General features: G+C 70.5%; 16 protein-coding genes. 9 read left to right on the top strand and 7 right to left on the bottom strand.

Going from position 1 to position 17,483, the window contains the following annotated elements; translation table 11 throughout:
• Positions 1 to 221: 221 nt before the first annotated feature.
• Positions 222 to 1,070 (bottom strand): pyridoxal kinase PdxY, encoded by an 849-nt coding sequence (pdxY, locus tag ITJ66_RS02025; protein ID WP_079704522.1) that lies wholly within the window; start codon positions 1,068 to 1,070, stop codon positions 222 to 224.
• A 170-nt stretch (positions 1,071 to 1,240) separates the two neighbouring features.
• Between pdxY and ITJ66_RS02020 the strand changes: the two genes are divergently transcribed.
• Positions 1,241 to 2,266 (top strand): diacylglycerol kinase family protein, encoded by a 1,026-nt coding sequence (locus tag ITJ66_RS02020; protein ID WP_191940074.1) that lies wholly within the window; start codon positions 1,241 to 1,243, stop codon positions 2,264 to 2,266.
• On the opposite strand, the gene ITJ66_RS02015 is transcribed toward ITJ66_RS02020, so the two are convergent.
• The 3 genes from ITJ66_RS02015 to ITJ66_RS02005 all read right to left on the bottom strand — a co-directional run bounded on the left by ITJ66_RS02015 (position 2,220) and on the right by ITJ66_RS02005 (position 7,040).
• On the bottom strand, positions 2,220 to 3,539 hold the full coding sequence (locus tag ITJ66_RS02015) for a TetR/AcrR family transcriptional regulator (protein ID WP_194643116.1): 1,320 nt from the start codon (positions 3,537 to 3,539) through the stop codon (positions 2,220 to 2,222). The genes ITJ66_RS02020 and ITJ66_RS02015 overlap by 47 nt on opposite strands.
• The gene (locus ITJ66_RS02010; RefSeq protein ID WP_194643115.1) at positions 3,536 to 5,230 is read right to left on the bottom strand and encodes a cytosine permease; all 1,695 of its coding nucleotides are present in this window, start codon (positions 5,228 to 5,230) and stop codon (positions 3,536 to 3,538) included. Before ITJ66_RS02010 ends, ITJ66_RS02015 begins: the two co-directional genes overlap by 4 nt.
• 100 nt (positions 5,231 to 5,330) lie before the next feature.
• Positions 5,331 to 7,040 carry a cytosine permease gene (locus ITJ66_RS02005; RefSeq protein ID WP_194643113.1) on the bottom strand — a complete coding sequence of 570 codons (1,710 nt, stop codon included), beginning with the start codon at positions 7,038 to 7,040 and terminating at the stop codon, positions 5,331 to 5,333.
• A 204-nt stretch (positions 7,041 to 7,244) separates the two neighbouring features.
• Here ITJ66_RS02005 and ITJ66_RS02000 point away from each other — a divergent pair, with 204 nt between their 5' ends.
• The 7 genes from ITJ66_RS02000 to ITJ66_RS01970 are packed head-to-tail and all read left to right on the top strand — an operon-like array spanning position 7,245 to position 12,999.
• Positions 7,245 to 7,547, top strand: coding sequence for an urease subunit gamma (locus ITJ66_RS02000; RefSeq protein WP_194643111.1), 303 nt, complete (start codon positions 7,245 to 7,247; stop codon positions 7,545 to 7,547).
• Positions 7,548 to 7,558: 11 nt separating this feature from the next.
• Positions 7,559 to 7,915 (top strand): urease subunit beta, encoded by a 357-nt coding sequence (ureB, locus tag ITJ66_RS01995; protein WP_191940069.1) that lies wholly within the window; start codon positions 7,559 to 7,561, stop codon positions 7,913 to 7,915.
• Entirely contained in the window at positions 7,896 to 9,599 is a 1,704-nt protein-coding gene (locus ITJ66_RS01990) for an urease subunit alpha (RefSeq protein ID WP_194643109.1), read from the top strand. The genes ureB and ITJ66_RS01990 overlap by 20 nt, the downstream gene beginning before the upstream one ends.
• A 9-nt stretch (positions 9,600 to 9,608) precedes the next feature.
• The gene (locus tag ITJ66_RS01985) at positions 9,609 to 10,343 is read left to right on the top strand and encodes an urease accessory protein UreF (protein WP_194643107.1); all 735 of its coding nucleotides are present in this window, start codon (positions 9,609 to 9,611) and stop codon (positions 10,341 to 10,343) included.
• Complete coding sequence (ureG, locus tag ITJ66_RS01980) at positions 10,336 to 11,151, top strand: urease accessory protein UreG (RefSeq protein WP_370582539.1); 816 nt, start codon at positions 10,336 to 10,338, stop codon at positions 11,149 to 11,151. The genes ITJ66_RS01985 and ureG overlap by 8 nt, the downstream gene beginning before the upstream one ends.
• 49 nt (positions 11,152 to 11,200) lie before the next feature.
• Positions 11,201 to 11,935 carry an urease accessory protein UreD gene (locus ITJ66_RS01975; RefSeq protein WP_191940066.1) on the top strand — a complete coding sequence of 245 codons (735 nt, stop codon included), beginning with the start codon at positions 11,201 to 11,203 and terminating at the stop codon, positions 11,933 to 11,935.
• Positions 11,936 to 11,943: 8 nt separating this feature from the next.
• Complete coding sequence (locus ITJ66_RS01970) at positions 11,944 to 12,999, top strand: HoxN/HupN/NixA family nickel/cobalt transporter (protein WP_191940065.1); 1,056 nt, start codon at positions 11,944 to 11,946, stop codon at positions 12,997 to 12,999.
• 24 nt (positions 13,000 to 13,023) lie between these two features.
• On the opposite strand, the gene ITJ66_RS01965 is transcribed toward ITJ66_RS01970, so the two are convergent.
• The gene (locus ITJ66_RS01965; RefSeq protein WP_194643105.1) at positions 13,024 to 14,358 is read right to left on the bottom strand and encodes an MFS transporter; all 1,335 of its coding nucleotides are present in this window, start codon (positions 14,356 to 14,358) and stop codon (positions 13,024 to 13,026) included.
• A 10-nt stretch (positions 14,359 to 14,368) separates the two neighbouring features.
• Entirely contained in the window at positions 14,369 to 14,647 is a 279-nt protein-coding gene (locus tag ITJ66_RS01960) for a hypothetical protein (protein WP_138945899.1), read from the bottom strand.
• Between the two features lie 134 nt (positions 14,648 to 14,781).
• Between ITJ66_RS01960 and ITJ66_RS01955 the strand changes: the two genes are divergently transcribed.
• On the top strand, positions 14,782 to 15,297 hold the full coding sequence (locus tag ITJ66_RS01955) for a GNAT family N-acetyltransferase (RefSeq protein WP_192018979.1): 516 nt from the start codon (positions 14,782 to 14,784) through the stop codon (positions 15,295 to 15,297).
• Between the two features lie 241 nt (positions 15,298 to 15,538).
• Here the strand turns inward: ITJ66_RS01955 and ITJ66_RS01950 are convergent, their stop codons facing one another.
• Entirely contained in the window at positions 15,539 to 17,476 is a 1,938-nt protein-coding gene (locus tag ITJ66_RS01950; RefSeq protein ID WP_194643103.1) for a hypothetical protein, read from the bottom strand.
• Between the last annotated feature and the right edge of the window lie 7 nt (positions 17,477 to 17,483).

Below are 17,483 nucleotides of genomic sequence, written 5' to 3'. Positions count from 1 at the left end.
CGACAAGCTCAGGGACCGGAAAGGAAACTCAGGGACCGAAAACCGTTCGAGACACCTTCCCCGGTCACTGAGCCTGTCGAAGTGCACACGGACAACCCCGCCCTTCGACAAGCTCAGGGACCGGAAAGGAAACTCAGGGACCGGAAAGGGAGCTCAGGGACCGGAAAGGAAACTCAGGGACCGGAAAGGGAGCTCAGGGACCGGAAGGGGACCTCAGCGGCTCAGACCGCCGTCGCGGTGAACTGCATCCGCGGGTTCGCGTAGAACTCCTGCGCCTCGACGAGCTGCAGCTCCCGCTGGCCCGAGCGGTACGTGAGCTCGACGAGGTCGAACACACTCGACGCCGTGCGCTCCAGGGCGAGCTTCGCGTCGCGGGTCTCGCCGTAGTGTGCGGCGAACAGGGCGGCCGTGACGTCGCCGGAACCGTTCGCCTTGAACGGCAGCAACGGCGTCTGGACGATCCACCGACCGGCGTCGTCCACGACGAGCATCTCGATCGTCTCGGGGTCGCGGTCGGGACGCTCGACGCTCGTCACCAGGACGACCGACGGGCCCATCGCGCGCGCCAGTTCGACCGACGCCAACGTGGACTCGAGCGAAGCGGGCTCGGTGCCCGTGAGGAAGCCCAGCTCGAACTGGTTCGGCGTGATGATGTCGGCGTTCGGCACGACGCGGTCGCGCAGCAGGTCGGGGATCTCCGGGGCGACGAAGCACCCGGACTTCGCGTTGCCCATGACCGGATCGCACGCGTACAGCGCGTCGGGGTTCGCCGCCTTGACCCGCTGCACCGCGTCCACGATGACGTCTCCGATGCCGACGCCGCCCTGGTAGCCCGAGAGCACGACGTCGATCTGCGGGAACGCACCGCGCTCCTCGACACCGGTGATGACCTCGCCGACCTGCTCGGGCGAGATGAGCGGCCCGCGCCACGCGCCGTACCCGGTGTGGTTCGAGAAGTTCACCGTGTTGACCGGGATCACCTCGACGCCGATGCGCTGGAGGGGGAACACGGCCGCGGAGTTGCCGACGTGCCCGTAGGCCACGGCTGACTGGATGGAGAGGATCTTCACGATGTCGCAATCACGATGGGGAGGCCGCCGCGGACACTGCGTTCGTGGCGGGCATGGACGGTGCCTGCAAGGACTCAACGATACTCTTCCGCCGCCTACAGAACCCACGTGCCGCGTCAACCCGTGAGCGGGATCCCCCTCGTCCGCGTCTCCGCTCCTATGCTGATCGGATGACGACTCCTGAGAGCACGACCACGCCGAGCGACACCACGGCGACCAAGACCGCCGCCGTCATCTACAACCCCGTGAAGGTCGACCTCGACGCACTCCGGGAGTCGGTCGACCGCTCCGCCGCCGACGCGGGCTGGGGCGAGTCGCTCTGGTTCGAGACGAGCATCGACGACGTCGGCCAGGGCGTCACCGCCGAGGCGATCGCCGCGAAGGTCGACCTCGTCATCGCGGCCGGCGGCGACGGCACGGTCCGCGCTGTCTCAGAGGCCTTGCGGGGCAGCGGGATCCCCCTCGCGCTCCTCCCCTCCGGCACCGGCAACCTGCTCGCCCGCAACCTGAGTCTCACCCTGAACGACCTCCCGGGCTCCGTCGTCACGGCGTTCACCGGCGACGACAAGCCCATCGACCTCGGCGTCATCGATATCGAGCGTGCCGACCACTCCCGCGACCGCCACGTGTTCGTCGTCATGGCCGGCATGGGGATCGACGCGAAGATGATCAAGAACACCGACGACGACCTCAAGGCGAAGGCCGGTTGGGCCGCCTACGTCGACGCGATCGTGAAGTCGCTGCGCGACCCCGACGAACTGCACCTGCGGTTCCGCATCGACGACGAGCCGCAGACCCGCGCGACCGTCCACACCGTCATCATCGGCAACTGCGGTTCGCTGCCGGCCAACATCCTGCTGCTGCCGGACGCGGTCGTCGACGACGGCCTGTTCGACCTCATGTTCATGCGCCCCGGCGGGATCCTCGGGTGGATCCGCATCTGGGCGAAGGTCGCCTGGGTGAACGGCGTCCTCCGTCGCACGAAGGCGGGCAAGGCCCTCGCCGGCAAGCAGAAGGACGACGGCGACCTCCGGTACGGCACCGCGAAGCGCTTCGTCGCCCGCATGTCGAAGCCGGAGGAGATCGAACTCGACGGCGACGGCTTCGGCAAGGCCGTCGCGATCAACGCCTGGATCGAGCCGGGTGCCCTCACCGTCCGCGTTCCGGCTGCGGCGGAGGCGCCGACCGGCCGGTGACGCCCGTCTCGGTGCCGATCGCGCGGCGCGCCTGATGCAGGGCGTTGTCGCGGAGCGGGTCGAGCGCTGATTCGAGCGCCCAGGCCGCGGCGTCGGCGATCGCGGAGACGTCGCGACCGTGCCACCGGGCGAGGGTCGCCCAGGCCGCCGGGCTGTCGAGGTGCGTCAGCCGGGCGATGACGACGGCACGCACACCCGACTCCAGCCCGACGGCTTCCGCGTCGACCAGGGACGCGATGCGCCGCGCCTGCGCCGGGAGACCGCCGTGCGAGGTGCGCGTCGAGGCCTCCGCGGCGAGGTGCGCGAGCTCGTGGCGTTCACCGAAACGGAGCATCGACTCGCGGATGACGATCGGCAGCTCGAACACGGACGACGAGTGGGACGGGGCGAAGACCTCATCGGCGAGATGACGGGCGAGGCTCGTCACCAGGTCGAACCTCGTCGGGAAGTACCGCGCGATCGTGCGCTCACCGAGCCCGGACCTCCTGGCGATGAGCTTGTACGAGACGTCGTCGGAGCCGAGCTCTTCGATGAGCTCGATGAAGGTCGTGAGGATCAGCTCCGTGGTGCGCGGATTCCGCTCGTCGTGGCGATCGCCGAGAGGGTCCATCGGCTCGGGGACGGCGTCGGTCATGGTGAGCTCGACCGTCGAGGCGGTTCCGGGCACGACCCCGCCGTCCGCATCCACGACGGTGGCACCGAGACGCAGCGAAGCGAGGGTGGTGTCGAGGACGGCGTCGAACACCGCGGCGCTGCTCGCGCCGTCGAAGTCGAACGCCGAGCGCATGCGCGCCCAGTGCGTCGGTCCCGCGGCCAGCAGGAGCGACGCCACCCCGCGGCGCCGGTCCACCGAGGACAGGCCAGGGGCGACCCGCAGGAACAGGCGGTCGAGTTCCGTGGCGAGCGCCGTCGTCCCGTTGCGCGCGTCCTGGGCACCCACCGGCGCCATCGTCTCGGCGCGGGCGAGCAGAGCGGCTTGCCCCGGTGCTTCGTCGTAGGCACGGAACGCCGACCGGACCGCGGCGCGCAGCCCGGCGATGCTGTGGAACCTCGGCGGCTCGAAGCCGTGTTGCGAGATCCACGCGGCGAGGCGCTCCAGCAGGTGCTCTCGCGTGGGGAACTGTCGGAAGACCGTGCGCTCGGACACGCCGGCCTGTGCACCGAGCTGGCCGTAGCCGATGTCGTCGAACGGGTGTTCGCGAAGGAGGTCTGCGGCGGCCTGCAGGATCGCTTCGGCGGAGCTCGATCCGATCGACGGCTCGACGGCCGTCACGCCCGGCTCCTGCGTCGCGGTGGGTCCGCCGGCAGGACGTACCGGCCTGAACGGTCGAGGGCGAGCGCGAGCGACGAGATGTACTGGACGCCACCATCGGGCGCGCGCTCCGCCGAACGCAGCATGTCTGGCCGCTCGAAGAGGTACCCGGTGACGTGGCAGCGGAGCCGCTCGACCGATGCGGTGCCGTCGCGGTCGTAGCGTGGGATGTCGATGCCGTCGTCACTCCGACGCAGGGCGAACCGGCCGCGCGTGAGGATCGCCATGAGCGGTGTGACGACGACCGCGACACCGATCGCGACGAGCACCGAGTACGGTGCCACGGCATGCCCGAGCGCACCGAAGTACACCGCCATCGACAGGGCGGTCGCGAGGAGGAACGACACCATTCCTACAGGATTCCACGAGTAGAGCATTCCGCGGCGGAATTCGGGCGTCGCCGGCGAGAGCCGGAGGAGACGTCGGTTGACGGTGAGGTCCACCGCGACGGTGACGAGCCACGCCAGTGAGAAGTGCGCCGAGAATCCGAGCACCGTCGTCAACAGCGTGAAGACGTCGAACTGCATGAGCAGGAGCGCGATGCCGACGTTCACGACGACGAACGCCGCCCGACCCGGGTACCGCCGGAACAGGCGCGTGGTCACGTTCGTGAGCGCGAGCGAGCCGGAGTACGCGTTCGTGACGTTGATCTTGATCTGGGCCAGGATCACGAGCAGCAGGGCGAGCACGACGGCTACCCAGCGCGGCATGATCGTCTCGTACACGCCGAGGAACTGCCTGATCGGTTCGGTCGCCAACGAGCCGAGGGTCGGATCCACCACGGAGACGAGGTAGACCGCGAGGAAGACGCCGATGAGCTGCTTCACGCCGCTGAAGATCACCCAGCCGGGGCCGGCGAGCACGAAGGAGGTGCGCCAGCCCCGCTTCGTCGCAGCGGTTCGGGGCGGCATCAGCCGGAGATAGTCGATCTGCTCCGCCAGCTGCGGGATGAGGGCGAAACAGACGCTCGCGCTCAGGACGACGGACGCCGGGTCGAGGAGCGACCCTCCGGACGGACCACCGTCGCTCCCGGGGAACTCGAGGAAGGTGGAGACCGCTCCGGGGTCGGCGAGGACGAGGATCCCGACCGGGAGCAGCGCGAGGCCCAACCACAGCGGGGTCGTCCACCGCTGCACGCGCTCGAGTGCGCGCATGCCGTAGATCACGATCGGGATGACGACGATCGTCGCGATGAGGTACCCGATCGGGAGCGGGATCCCGATCCCCACGGACAGCCCCTGCGCCATGATGGCGCCCTCGAGGGCGAAGAAGATGATCGTGAACGACGCGAACACCGCGTTCGTGATCACCGAGCCCGCGTACCCGAAACCGGCGCCCCTGGTGATGAGGTCGAGGTCGAGGTTGAACCGCGCGGCGTGACGGGCGATCGGGTACCCGATGATGAAGATGAGCACCGAGGCGAGCAGGATCCCGACGATCGCGTTGAGCGCGCCGTGCGCGAGGCCGATCCCGGCGCCGATGGAGAAGTCGGCGAGGAACGCGATGCTCCCGAGCGCGGTGGCCCCGACCGCGCCCGCTGACCATCGGCGGAAGCTGCGGGGCACGTAGCGGAGCGCGTAGTCCTCGAGTCCGTCCTCCGTCGCGAAGCGGGCCGGGCCGGTCTGGGCGCGTGGCGGTCTCGACGTCGTCATGTCGCCTCCACCCTCGTCGTCAGCGAGCCGTCCGGAACGGTCCTGCCACCGGACGCGCCGCTGCCAGGACCGAACGCGTCGATCCTGGCAGAGGCACGTTTCAGACTGATTTCGGCTGCGCCGGCAGGACGTACCGACCGGTCCGATCGGTGGCGAGCGCGAGCGACGAGATGTACTGCGGCTCGCCGCCGGGGCCGTCCTCGGCCGAGCGCACCATGTCGGGACGCTCGAACGAGAGGCCGGTCACGTGACACCGCAGCAGCTCTCCGGACGGGTTGCCGTCGGCGTCGAACATCGGCAGGTCGATGCCGTCGTCCGTGCGTCGCAGGTAGAACCGCCCCTTGGTGATGATCGCCATGAGCGGCGTCGCGATGCAGGCGATCATGACGGCGAAGATCGGCGAGTACGGCTGCACGGCCGGCCCGAAGGCACCGAAGAACACCGCGATCGACACCCCGGCGGACAGGGCGAGGGACACCACACCGACCGGGTTCCAGGCGTACAGCATGCCTCGGCGGAACTCCGGCCGCTTCGGCGAGAGCTTCAGCACGTACTTGTTGATCGCGATGTCGGTCGCGACCGTCACGATCCACGCCATCGCGCAGTTCGCGTAGAACCCGAGGATGGTGTTCAGGAAGTCGAACATGTTCAGCTCCATGAGCAGCAGCGCGATCGCGAGGTTCACGATCACGAACACCATCCGCCCCGGGTAGGTCTTCGTGACCCGGGTGAACGAGTTCGTCCAGGCGAGGGATCCGGAGTAGGCGTTCGTCACGTTGATCTTCACCTGCGAGATGACGACGAGGACGACCGCGAGCGTCAGGGCGAGCCAGCCGGGCATCATCTGCTCGTACACGCCGAGGAACTGGTGGACGGGCTCGTTCGCCGTCGCGGCCGCGGCCGGGTCGAGCGTGGCGATGAGGTACACGGTGATGAAGAGACCGATGGCCTGCTTGAGCGCGCCGAACACGACCCAGCCGGGGCCGGCGATGATGACGGCACGCCACCAGGACACGCGGTTCTCGCGGGTCTTCGGCGGCATGAAGCGCAGGTAGTCGATCTGCTCCGCGATCTGCGCGATGAGTGACAGGCAGACACCGGCGGCGAGCATGACCGACGCGAGGCTGAGTCCGCCGTCACCGTTCTCGCCCCGGTAGGCGAAGAAGTCGCCCACCGAGTCGGGGTGCGTTGCGATCAGGTAGCCGAAGGGGATGACCATGAGGACGAGCCAGAGCGGTGTCGTCCACACCTGCACCTTCGACAGCACCTTCATGCCGTAGATGACGAGGGGGATGACGATGAGCGTCGAGAGCGCGTACCCGATCTGTCTCGGGATGCCGAGGCCGAGTTCCAGGCCCTGCGCCATGATCGAGCCCTCGAGCGCGAAGAAGATGAAGGTGAAGGTCGCGAAGATCACGTTGGTGATGATGGAGCCGGAGTAGCCGAAGCCCGAGCCGCGGGTGATGAGGTCGAGGTCGATGTTGTACCGCGCGGCGTAGTACGCCAGCGGGAGGCCCGTGACGAAGATGACGAGGGCGGCGACGGCGATCCCGAGCAGCGCGTTGGTGGTGCCGTGCGCCATGCCGATGTTGGCGCCGATCGAGAAGTCGGCGAGGTAGGCGATGCCGCCGAGGGCGCTCGTCGCGACGACACCCGCTCCCCACTTGCGGTAGCTGCGCGGCGCGAACCGGAGGGTGTAGTCCTCCAGGCTCTCCTTCGTGGCCGAGATCGCGGCGCCCTGGGCGGCCACGTCTGGCTGGTTCGGATCGGTCGGTTCGGACGGTGGTGCGACATCGAGGCGGCTGGACATGGGTCTCCGATCGGCGGTGCGGCGGATGGGGAGTGGTGGTTGGAACGCTTGGAGCCATCGTGTGGGTGTGGCATTGCTCTGACATTTCGCAGATGTCACAGTCTCGTTAACTCCTCGCGCGGAAACCCCGGGAAATCAACGATGTGGAGTCGTTGCGACACGATCACCCTCGTCGAAGCCGCACCTCGGTGGCAGAATCCTGACATGCATCTGACCCCCGGTGACACCGAGAAACTCCTGCTGGCCGTCGCCGGCATGGTGGCGAGAGACCGCCTCGAACGAGGCGTGCGCCTCAACCATCCCGAGGCCGTCGCCCTGCTCAGCACCTGGGTGATCGAGCGGGCGCGTGAGGGTGTCGAGGTCGCCACACTGATGGACGACGGCCGCCGCGTCCTCACCCGTGATCAGGTGATGGACGGCGTCGCCGACATGATCGCCGACGTCCAGATCGAGGCGATGTTCCCCGACGGGCGCAAGCTCGTCACCCTCCACCATCCGATCGACTGACGGGAGCAGACATGGCAGGCACGACACGCAGCGGCCCGGGGGCGATCCGGGTCCGGCCCGGTGAGATCGAGTTGAACGCCGACCGGCGCGACGACGAACGCATCACCCTCGTCATCGTGAACACCGGCGACCGGCCGGTCCAGATCGGTTCGCATCTGCATCTGCCCGATGCGAACGCGGCGTTGGACTTCGATCGTGAGGCCGCCAGGGGCTTCCGACTCGACATCCCGTCCGGGACCTCGCAGCGCTTCGAACCCGGAGCGTCGAGAAGCCTCGACGCCGTCGCACTCCGCGGGCTGCGTCTCGTGCCCGGCATCCGCATCGCCCGCACCGACCGAGGGGAACTCGATGGTCCGCATCGACCGTGAACGTTACGCCGCCGTCTACGGCCCGACCACCGGCGACCAGGTACGCCTGGGCGACACCGACCTCTGGATCGAGATCGAACGGGACCTGACCGTCGGCGGCGAGGAGGCTGTCTTCGGCGGCGGCAAGTCCATCCGGGAGTCGATGGCGCAGTCGACGAGGACCCGCGCGGACGGAGCTCTCGACACCGTCATCACGAACGCGATCGTGCTCGACTGGTGGGGTGTCGTCCGCGCCGACGTCGGCATCCGTGACGGACGGATCGTCGCGCTCGGCCGCTCCGGGAACCCCGACATCGCCGACGGCGTCCACCCCGACCTCGTCATCGGTCCGTCGACCGACGTCATCTCCGGCGAGGGCCGCATCCTCACCGCCGGCGCCATCGACTCCCACGTCCACCTCATCTCCCCGTCGCAGATCCACGAGGCCCTCGCCACCGGTGTGACCACCGTCGTCGGCGGTGGCACGGGCCCGTCCGAGGGGTCGAAGGCCACCACGGTCACCCCGGGTGCCTGGCATCTCACGACCATGCATCGTGCACTGGACCACCTGCCCGTCAACGTCCTCCTCCTCGGCAAGGGGAACACCGTCTCCGCCGGAGCCTTCGCCGAGCAGGCCCTCGCCGGGGCGGCCGGCTACAAGGTGCACGAGGACTGGGGTGCCACGCCGGCGGCCATCGACGCGAGCCTGCGCGCCGCCGACGAGTTCGGGCTGCAGGTCGCACTCCACTCCGACTCGCTGAACGAGGCGGGCTTCGTCGAGTCGACGGTCGGCGCGATCGACGGCCGCGGCATCCACGCCTTCCACGTCGAGGGAGCCGGAGGCGGACACGCGCCGGACATCCTGACGATCGCGTCACTCCCCCACATCATCCCCGGGTCCACCAACCCGACCCTCCCCCACACGGTGAACACCGTCGCCGAGCACCTCGACATGCTCATGGTGTGCCACCACCTGAATCCCTCGGTGCCCGAGGACCTCGCGTTCGCCGAATCCCGCATCCGGGCCTCCACGATCGCCGCCGAGGACATCCTGCACGACCTCGGGGCCCTGTCGGTCGTCGCCTCCGACGCGCAGGCGATGGGCCGGATCGGCGAGGTCGTGACCCGCACCTGGCAGGTCGCCCACGTCATGAAGGCCCGCCGGGGGCCGCTCGGCGAATCCCTCCCGGCCGACAACGAGCGCGCCAGACGCTACGTCGCGAAGTACACCGTGAACCCGGCGATCGCGCACGGCATCGACCACGAGGTCGGCTCCGTCGAGCCGGGCCGGATGGCCGACCTCGTGCTGTGGGACCCCCGGTTCTTCGGCGTCCGTCCCGCGGTCGTCATGAAAGGTGGCGGCCTCGTCTGGGGAGCGCTCGGCGACCCGAACGCGTCGATCCCGACACCGCAGCCCGTGCTCATGCGCCCGGCGTTCCTGGATGTGATCGGTGCCGACCTCTCGACGACCTTCGTCTCGCCCGCGGCCCTCGACGATGGGCTCGCCGAACGGCTGGGGCTCCGGAGACGCCTCGCCGCCGTCCGACCCACGAGGCACGTCCGGAAGCACGACCTCAAGAACAACGACGCGCTCCCGCGGATCGACATCGACGCGGACACGTTCGGTATCTCGATCGACGGCGAACCGGTCGTGCCGGCGCCCGCCTCCAGCCTCCCGCTCGCCCAGCTCTACACGATGTTCTGAGTGCACGGCATGATCCACGACCGCAGCGCGCACTCGTCGACGACCTCGACGCTCCTCGCGCCGGCCTCGACGACGGTCGCGATGCTGCTCGCGGACGCGCGCCTCCCCTCGGGCGGGCACGCGCACTCCGCCGGCCTGGAACCCGCCTTCGCCGGCGGGCTCCGCGCGGCGCAGCTCGCCGCCTTCCTCGACGGTCGCGCGCTCACGACGACCCTCGTCGACGCCGGGACCGCAGTCGTCGCTCGTCACGCACTGCTGACGGCAGGGCAGGACGAGCAGGCCGTGGTGCTCCGATCGATCGAACGGGCCTGGGCCGCCCGCACGCCGAGCCCCGCCATGCGTGAGGCGGCGCGGGTGCTCGGCCGTGGTCTGCTCCGCCTGGCCGCGATCGTGTGGCCGGAGTCGACCGTCATCGCGATGCACCGCTCCGCCGGACGAGCCGTCTCCCGCCCCGTCGTGCTCGGCATGATCGCGGCCGCCGGAGGACTGACCGCCGTCGACCTCGTCCGGGTCAGCGTCTACGACGACGCGCAGACCGCTGCTGCCGCCATGTTGAAGCTGCAGCCCGGCGACCCGGCCGACGCGACCGTCGCCGTCCTGCGCGCCTGCGCCGCCGTGGACCACCTCGTCGTCGACATCGCAGCCATCACCACCCCGGAGGCGATCCCCGCCTCCGGCTCACCACAATCGGAGGGCTGGGCCGAGGCCCACGCCCTCCTCGACCGGAGGTTGTTCCGTGCCTGAACCCACCACGCCCATCCTGTCCACCTCGACCGCCGGACGCGCACTGCGACTCGGGGTCGCCGGGCCCGTCGGCACCGGGAAGTCCTCGCTCATCGCGACCGTTTGCCGGGCGCTCGCCCAGGAACTCCGACTCGGCGTCATCACCAACGACATCTACACCGACGAGGACGCCCGGTTCCTCCGTTCCGCCGGCGTCCTCGAGCCCGAGCGCATCCGCGCGGTCGAGACCGGTGCCTGCCCGCACACGGCGATCCGCGACGACGTCACCGCCAACCTGCTCGCAGCCGAAGACCTCGAACGCGACTTCACGCCGCTCGACGTCGTCATCATCGAGTCCGGCGGCGACAACCTCACGGCCACCTTCTCTCCGGCCCTCGTCGACGCGCAGCTGTTCGTGCTCGACGTCGCAGGTGGCGGCGACGTCGCGCGGAAGGGTGGCCCCGGCATCACCGGCGCAGACCTGCTCATCGTGAACAAGACCGACCTCGCGCCCTACGTCGGCGTGGACGTCGAACTGATGGTCGCCGATGCGACGGCGGCCCGCGAGGGGCGCCCGGTCCTCGCACTGTCCCGCACCGACGAGGCCTCCGTCGCGACCCTGCGCGCCTGGGTGCTGTCGATGCTGTCGGCGCACCGCGCCGGCACGCACGTGCCGCAGGACCCCGGCCCGATGGCCCCGCACTTCCACGCCGACGAGGACGGCGGCGGACACACCCACAGCCACGCGCACGACGACGCCCACACCCACACCCACACCGCCCACGCCCACGCCCACGACGACGCCACGGTCGGCGCGCACCAGCACTGACCATCCGGGCACCGGGCACTGACACGCAGCGAGGATGGCGACGACGACCATGAGCAGCACACGGATCGAGGTCTCGAGCGGCGTCGAACGCGCACGCGTGGTCCTCGGAGCGGGAGCCGTCGTGCCGCGTCTCGTCGAACGCGGGCCGTCCTCCGCCCGCATCGCCCTCGTCGCGGGTGGTGCGCTCCTCCTCGGCGGCGACGAGGTGTCGATCGAGGTCGACGTCGGCGACGGCTGCACGCTCGACCTCGAGGAGATCGGCGGCACCGTGGCGTACCGGGCCGACGGACGACCCTCCACGTGGACGGTCACGGTGCGCGTCGGTCGCGACGCCTCCCTCGCGTGGGCCGGGCTGCCGTTCGTCGTGAGCGACGGTGCCGCCGTCGTACGGCGGATGGACGTCCGGCTCACCGGTGGCGGTGTCGCCCTGCTCCGGGAGACCCTCGTGCTCGGTCGTTCCGGCGAGCGCGGCGGATGGATCGACACGACCCTCGCCGCGGGCGACGACGACGGGCCGATCCTCCACGAACGACTCGTCGTCGAGGGCGGAGCTCCGATGGTCGGTGTCCTCGGGGAGCACCGCGTCCTCGACACCGTCAGCGCACTCGGGTTCCGGCCGCCGCCCATCGGCCCCGCCGGCACCGTGCTCGACCTCGACGAACCCGGCGCCGTGAGCCGCTTCCTCGGTGCCGACACCCACGCGAGCCCGCTCGACCAGACCTGGTCGGTCTGGCGAGACGCGCTCAGCCCTGTTCCCCGACCCACTCCCGTCGTCGTCCCCTGAGAGGTCCCATGTCTTCGTCGTCCGTCCAACCCACGTTCGCTCCAGCACCGGTACCCGGCGCGCGGCGCTCCCTCCTCGTCGTCATCGTCGCCGTCGGTGCGCTGCTCCTCCTCGGTTGGGGCGTGTTCGCGTTCGTCGTCCTGCCCGGTCGGTTCGTCCTCGGTTCGGAGGGGGTCTTCGGTGTCGGTCTCGCCGTGACCGCCTTCCTGCTCGGCGTCCGGCACGCGTTCGACCCCGACCACGTCGCCGCGATCGACAACACGACCCGCAAGCTCGTGGCCGACGGTCGCGACTCCGTGGCCGTCGGCTTCTGGTTCGCGCTCGGCCACTCGACGGTCGTGGTCGGCACGGTGATCCTGCTGACCGTCGGCATCGGCGCACTGGCGTCGCAGATCACGAGCGAGTCGTCGCCGCTGTACGCGGTGACCGCGGTGTGGGGACCCGCGGTGGCCGGCGTGTTCCTCGTCCTCATCGGCGCCCTCAACATCGCCCCGCTCCGAGCGCTCCTGCGCGTCCGCGCATCCCGGGGCACCGCGGCCGAACGGGTGACGGATGCGGATGCCGCACTCGCGCGTCGCGGATTCCTCGCCCGCGTCCTCGCGCCCATCAGTCGGCGGGTCGACCGGCCGTGGAAGATGTACCTCGTCGGGCTGCTGTTCGGACTCGGCTTCGACACGGCGAGCACGATCGCCCTCCTCGTCCTCGGTGCGAACGCGGCGACCACCGCGCCCTGGTACGCGGTGCTCGTGATCCCGTTGCTCTTCACCGCGGGCATGGTCACCTTCGACGCCGCGAACGGACTCGCGATGACGAGCGCCTATCGGTGGGCACACCGCCGGCCGGAGCGACGGATCGACTACAACATCGTCGTTACCGCCCTGTCCGTCGTCATCGCCTTCGCGATCGGACTCCTCAGCCTCTCGACGGCACTCTCCGAGCTCGTTCCGGGTGGTCTCCTGAGTACACTCGCCGCCATCGACCTCGGTGACCTCGGGTTCGCGATCGTGGCGCTCTTCATCCTCATCTGGGCCATCGCCTGGCTGGCGGGCCGCTCCCGTCCCTGATACCGGACGCGTGGCTACGACCGCTCAGCCACGTGGGGTGACCCGGCGGGCCCAGAGCAGCACGGGGATCAGCAGGAGGGCGAGCACGCCGCCCGCGATCGACAGCGCACCGTAACCGACCCCCGCCATCACGACGCCGGACATGACACCGGCTCCGGCACCGGCGAGCGCGATGAGGACGTCGAGCGTGCCCTGGGTGCGTGCCCGGTTGGCGGGCACGGTGTGGTCGACGACCAGCGCGGTGCCCGCGATGAGCCCGAAGTTCCAGCCGAGTCCGAGGAGGGCGAGCGCCAGGATGAGCAGGCCGAGCGAGTCCGCCGGCGCGAGTGCTCCCGTGACACCGGCGAGCAGGAGGGTCACGCCGGCGGCGATCGCCATCGGGGTGCGGCCGATCCGATCGACCAGGACGCCGGTCACGAGCGAGGGGAGGTACATCGCCGCGATGTGGATCCCGATCACGAGCCCGACCTCGCCGAGGCCGTGGTGGTGGGCGCGCATGTGCACCGGGGTCATGGTCATCACCGCCACCATGGCGACCTGCGTGACCACCATGACCGCGGCGCCGACGTAGGCGCCGACGCCGGGACGCGGGCGTGCGGCGGTCGTCGGCGATGCCTGCTTCGACCCCACCTGTTCCACGGCGGTCTGCTCCGCGGCGGTCCGCTCCACCTCCAGCTGCGCGAGCTCGGCGTCGAGACGGCGGGCGAGGAGAAACGGGTCGGGTCGGAGCAGCACGAGGAACGCCGTCCCTGCCGCGAGGTAGGCGACCGCGGCGAGGAGGAACGGCCCGGCGAGCGACGGCAGCCCGAGGCCGGTCGCGAACGATCCCAGCGGCTCGACGAGGTTGGGTCCGGCGACGGCGCCGAGCGTCGTCGACACCATCGCGACGCTGATCGCAGAACCACGTCGGGCCGGGGTCGCGAGATCGGTGCCGGCGTAGCGCGCCTGGAGGTTCGTGGCCGTGCCAGCGCCGTAGACGAAGAGCGACAGGAAGAGGAGCGGAACCAGGGCGGTGGCGGCGGCCACGACCACACCGATCGCGCCGATGCCGCCCGCCGCGAATCCGAGTCCGAGCCCGATGCGCCGGCCGAGCCGCTGGGTGACGCGCCCGACGAGGAACGCGGTGAGCGCGGAGCCGAGGGTCAGGAGCGCGGCTGCGACGCCCGCGAGACTCATGCTGCCGAGGACGTCCTGCACGAGGAGCGCCCCGACCGTCACCCCGGCGGCCAGACCGGCGCCGCCGAGGACCTGGCTGATGACGACGACTGTGAGCGTCCGCCGCTGCACGCGGGCGCGCTCCGCGGCGATGACAGCTCTGGCCTCGGTCTCCCGGGAATCGCTCTCGCCGCGCGCGCTCATGCTCCGACCGTCAGCGTCGCGTGGAGATGCGACCGTAGGCGTCGACCGTCACGATGAGCGACTCGACCTTGCGGTTCACGACGCGGATGATCACCACGATGAGCCAGAGCCCACCGGTGATGAGCGTCAGGATCAGGTTCCAGAACCAGCCGATGCGCTTCTGTCGCTGCAGCACGGCCTGCTGGCCCTGCACCGACGACACCGTCCAACCGCGCGCGGCGTAGCGGGCGACTTCGGCGTTCAGGACGGCGGTGAGCTGCTCCATCGGGAGCGGAGTGGAGGAGGACATGCCTCGAATCTACCCGTCACGGGCTCCGGGCCCCTGAGCCCCAGGGCTTCCCGCTTCCCGAGCCCAACACCGTCGGTCCCTGAGCCCAACCCGTCGGTCCCTGAGCTTGTCGAAGGGCGCTCTACGATCGATGTATGCGCATCCGTCTCGCCGAACCTGCCGACCTGCCTGGCGTCCTCGCCATCCACACCGACGCCGTCGCGAACGGTGTCGCGATCTGGACCGAGGTCACACCCGACCTCGCCGAGCGCGAGGCATGGCTCGCCCGCCACCAGGAGCCGGGCCGGGTCGCGCTCGTCGCCATCGCCGACGGCCCCGACGACGCGCTCCCGGAGGGTGAGGTCCTCGCCTACGGCAGCTACGGCCCGTACGCCGCGAAGGACGGGTACCGCCACACCGTCGAGAACTCCGTGTACGTGCACCCGGACGCACAGGGGCGCGGCCTCGGCAAGGCGCTCATGGTCGAGCTGCTGGAACGCGCCACGGCCGACGGCCACCACGTCATGCTCGCCCTCATCGAGGCCGAGAACACCGCATCGATCGCCCTGCACACGAAGCTCGGGTTCGAGCAGGTCGGCCTGCTGCCGGAAGTCGGGACGAAGTTCGGCCGCTGGCTCGACCTCGCCATCCTGCGCCGCACGCTCGCCTGAGCCCTCCCGCCGGTTCACAACTCCTGCTCGCGTCGGTCGCACGTTCGCAGATCGACTCAGCCCCGGCGTGCCGCTGCGCTCCCGCGACGAACTGCAGGAGTTGTGAACCCGCAGGAAGCTCGGCGAGGCGTCCTGCCGGCTGAGGAGCTCGGACCGGATGCTCTGCGCACAACTCCTGCTGGTCGGTCAGAACACCGCCCAGGAGCATCCCGGACCCGGGTACGCGCCCGGGATGCAGGAGTTACGAGCCGGAGACGGGACCCGAGACGACCACCCGGGCGACCGCACCCGCACCGAGGTCCACGGTGTGCGGCTCGGACGCGCCGGTCAGGATGACCCGGACCGGTGTCTCGCCGAGGTTGCCGAGGATCACGACGGTCTCGCCGGCGCCATCGACGGCGGCGATCGCGGTCACACCTGCCGGCGTGACGGGCGACCCGTCTCCGAGCGACACCCCGCCGATCCCGACCGCGACGCGCTGCTGTCCGCTGAGCTCGGCGATCCACCCGAGCGCCCGTCCCGCAGCCGTGAGCGTCCCGTCGGCCGCGACGAGCCCACGCGGTCCGGTCGCCTCGAAGTACGACAGCGATTCGACACCGGAGACGGCCAGGGCCGCGACACTGCCGACGACCCAGGCCCCGAGCGCCTCCGCCGCCTGCCGGTCGTCTGTCGCGCCGGGCACGTGCTCCGCGCCGAAGCCCGCGCGGAGTTCCGGGTCGCGGGAGTCACCGGCGCTCGCCCGCGTGGTGGCGACCGCGTTGTAGCGGGCGCCGAGCGTGACCGGCCCGACGTGCAGCGGGCGGCCGTCAGCGATCCTGACAGCGTCCGCCACGACGACGGCCTGCATGCCGAGCGACTCGACGAGCTGGTGCCCGCCACGGTCGTGCATGAACGGCGTGATGCTGAAGGCCACCGGGCCCGCCCAGCGCTCGAGACGCGCGTGGTTGCGGTTGAGCTCCGTGAAGTGCGCGCGCGTGCCGCCGACGAGCTCGGGGTGCGGCGTCGGGCCCTCGGCCCACAGGGTTCGCAGGACGTCGCCGAGCGCGGTCAGCAGCGTGACCTCGGAGAGGTGGGTACGGCGATGGAACGCCCCGATGCGCACGACGGGCACGGCCGCGTCGCGGAGCCGTCGTAGCACCGGCTCGGCCTCCTCGCCCGTCCCGAGCACCAGTCGGAGATCGAGGGGCCCGGCGCCGGCCTGGCGTACGGCGCGGTCGAGGATGGCCGGCCAGTCCGGGTTCGTCGGGTCGATCTCCACGAGGATCCCGGAGATCGGGTCCGAGATCTCGCCGCCCGCACGGCCTCCATCGAGGTCGCTCGACACCGACGTCGAGATCGTGGGGACGACGCTGCCGAGTAGCGCTCCGATCCGCGCTTCGACTGGCTCAGGGACCAGGCCCTGCCGTTCCGCCGCGAGCTCCGTCTCGGGCACGACGGTCACCGCGAGGGGCGTCGCCAACGGCGAGTCGGCATGCTCGGCAGCGTCGACCCGCGCACAGCTGACCTCGACGGACTGCTCCACGACGTCACCGACCGCCAGCGCGACGGGGAACGGTAACGAGAGCGGCGTCGAGTAGGTCTTGAACGAGGCGTCGGTCCAGTTGCGCTGGTCCTCCATCTCGAAGACGTCACCGCTGAAGCGGGCCGTGGTCGCGATGCGGTCGCCGGTCCAGGCGAGGGACTCGATGCGGATCGCCGGCTGATGCGGAGCGACGTGCTCCGGGAGGCGCGTGGTCGTCGTGGACCCCTCCGGGTGGCCGACGACGAGCTCGGTGCCTGCGAGGGCCGGTGACTGCAGCACGATGAGACCGATGCGCGCGCGCCGGAACGCGGCGGTCACCTCGGCCCGGACGGCGACCCGCAGTGTCGACGCACCGAGGTCGACCGACAGGGACCATGCGACGGTCTCGCCGTCGTCGCCGACCCGGCCGCGCAGGTGCAAGCCGCTCGTCGTGTGGTCGACCGCGTCGACGATGACGGGCAACGTCTTCCAGTCCTGGTCGCGGACGACGAAGCGGATGCTCCGCAGCACGAGCTCGCCGTCGAAGGCGATGTCATCCAGCTCCGAGCCGCGGAGCGAGGCCGACCAGGGCCCCCGGCCGACGGCGAGGGCGTCGCGCTCGCGGTCGAGCAGCAGGTCGGATGCGACGCGGAAGGTGGTTCCCGAACGCGAGGTCATGATCGTC

This window comes from Plantibacter sp. VKM Ac-2885 (assembly GCF_015351205.1).
Lineage (GTDB): Bacteria > Actinomycetota > Actinomycetes > Actinomycetales > Microbacteriaceae > Plantibacter > Plantibacter auratus.
The sequence above is the reverse complement of the archived record's forward strand: the minus strand, read 5'-3'. Positions and strand labels throughout refer to the sequence as shown.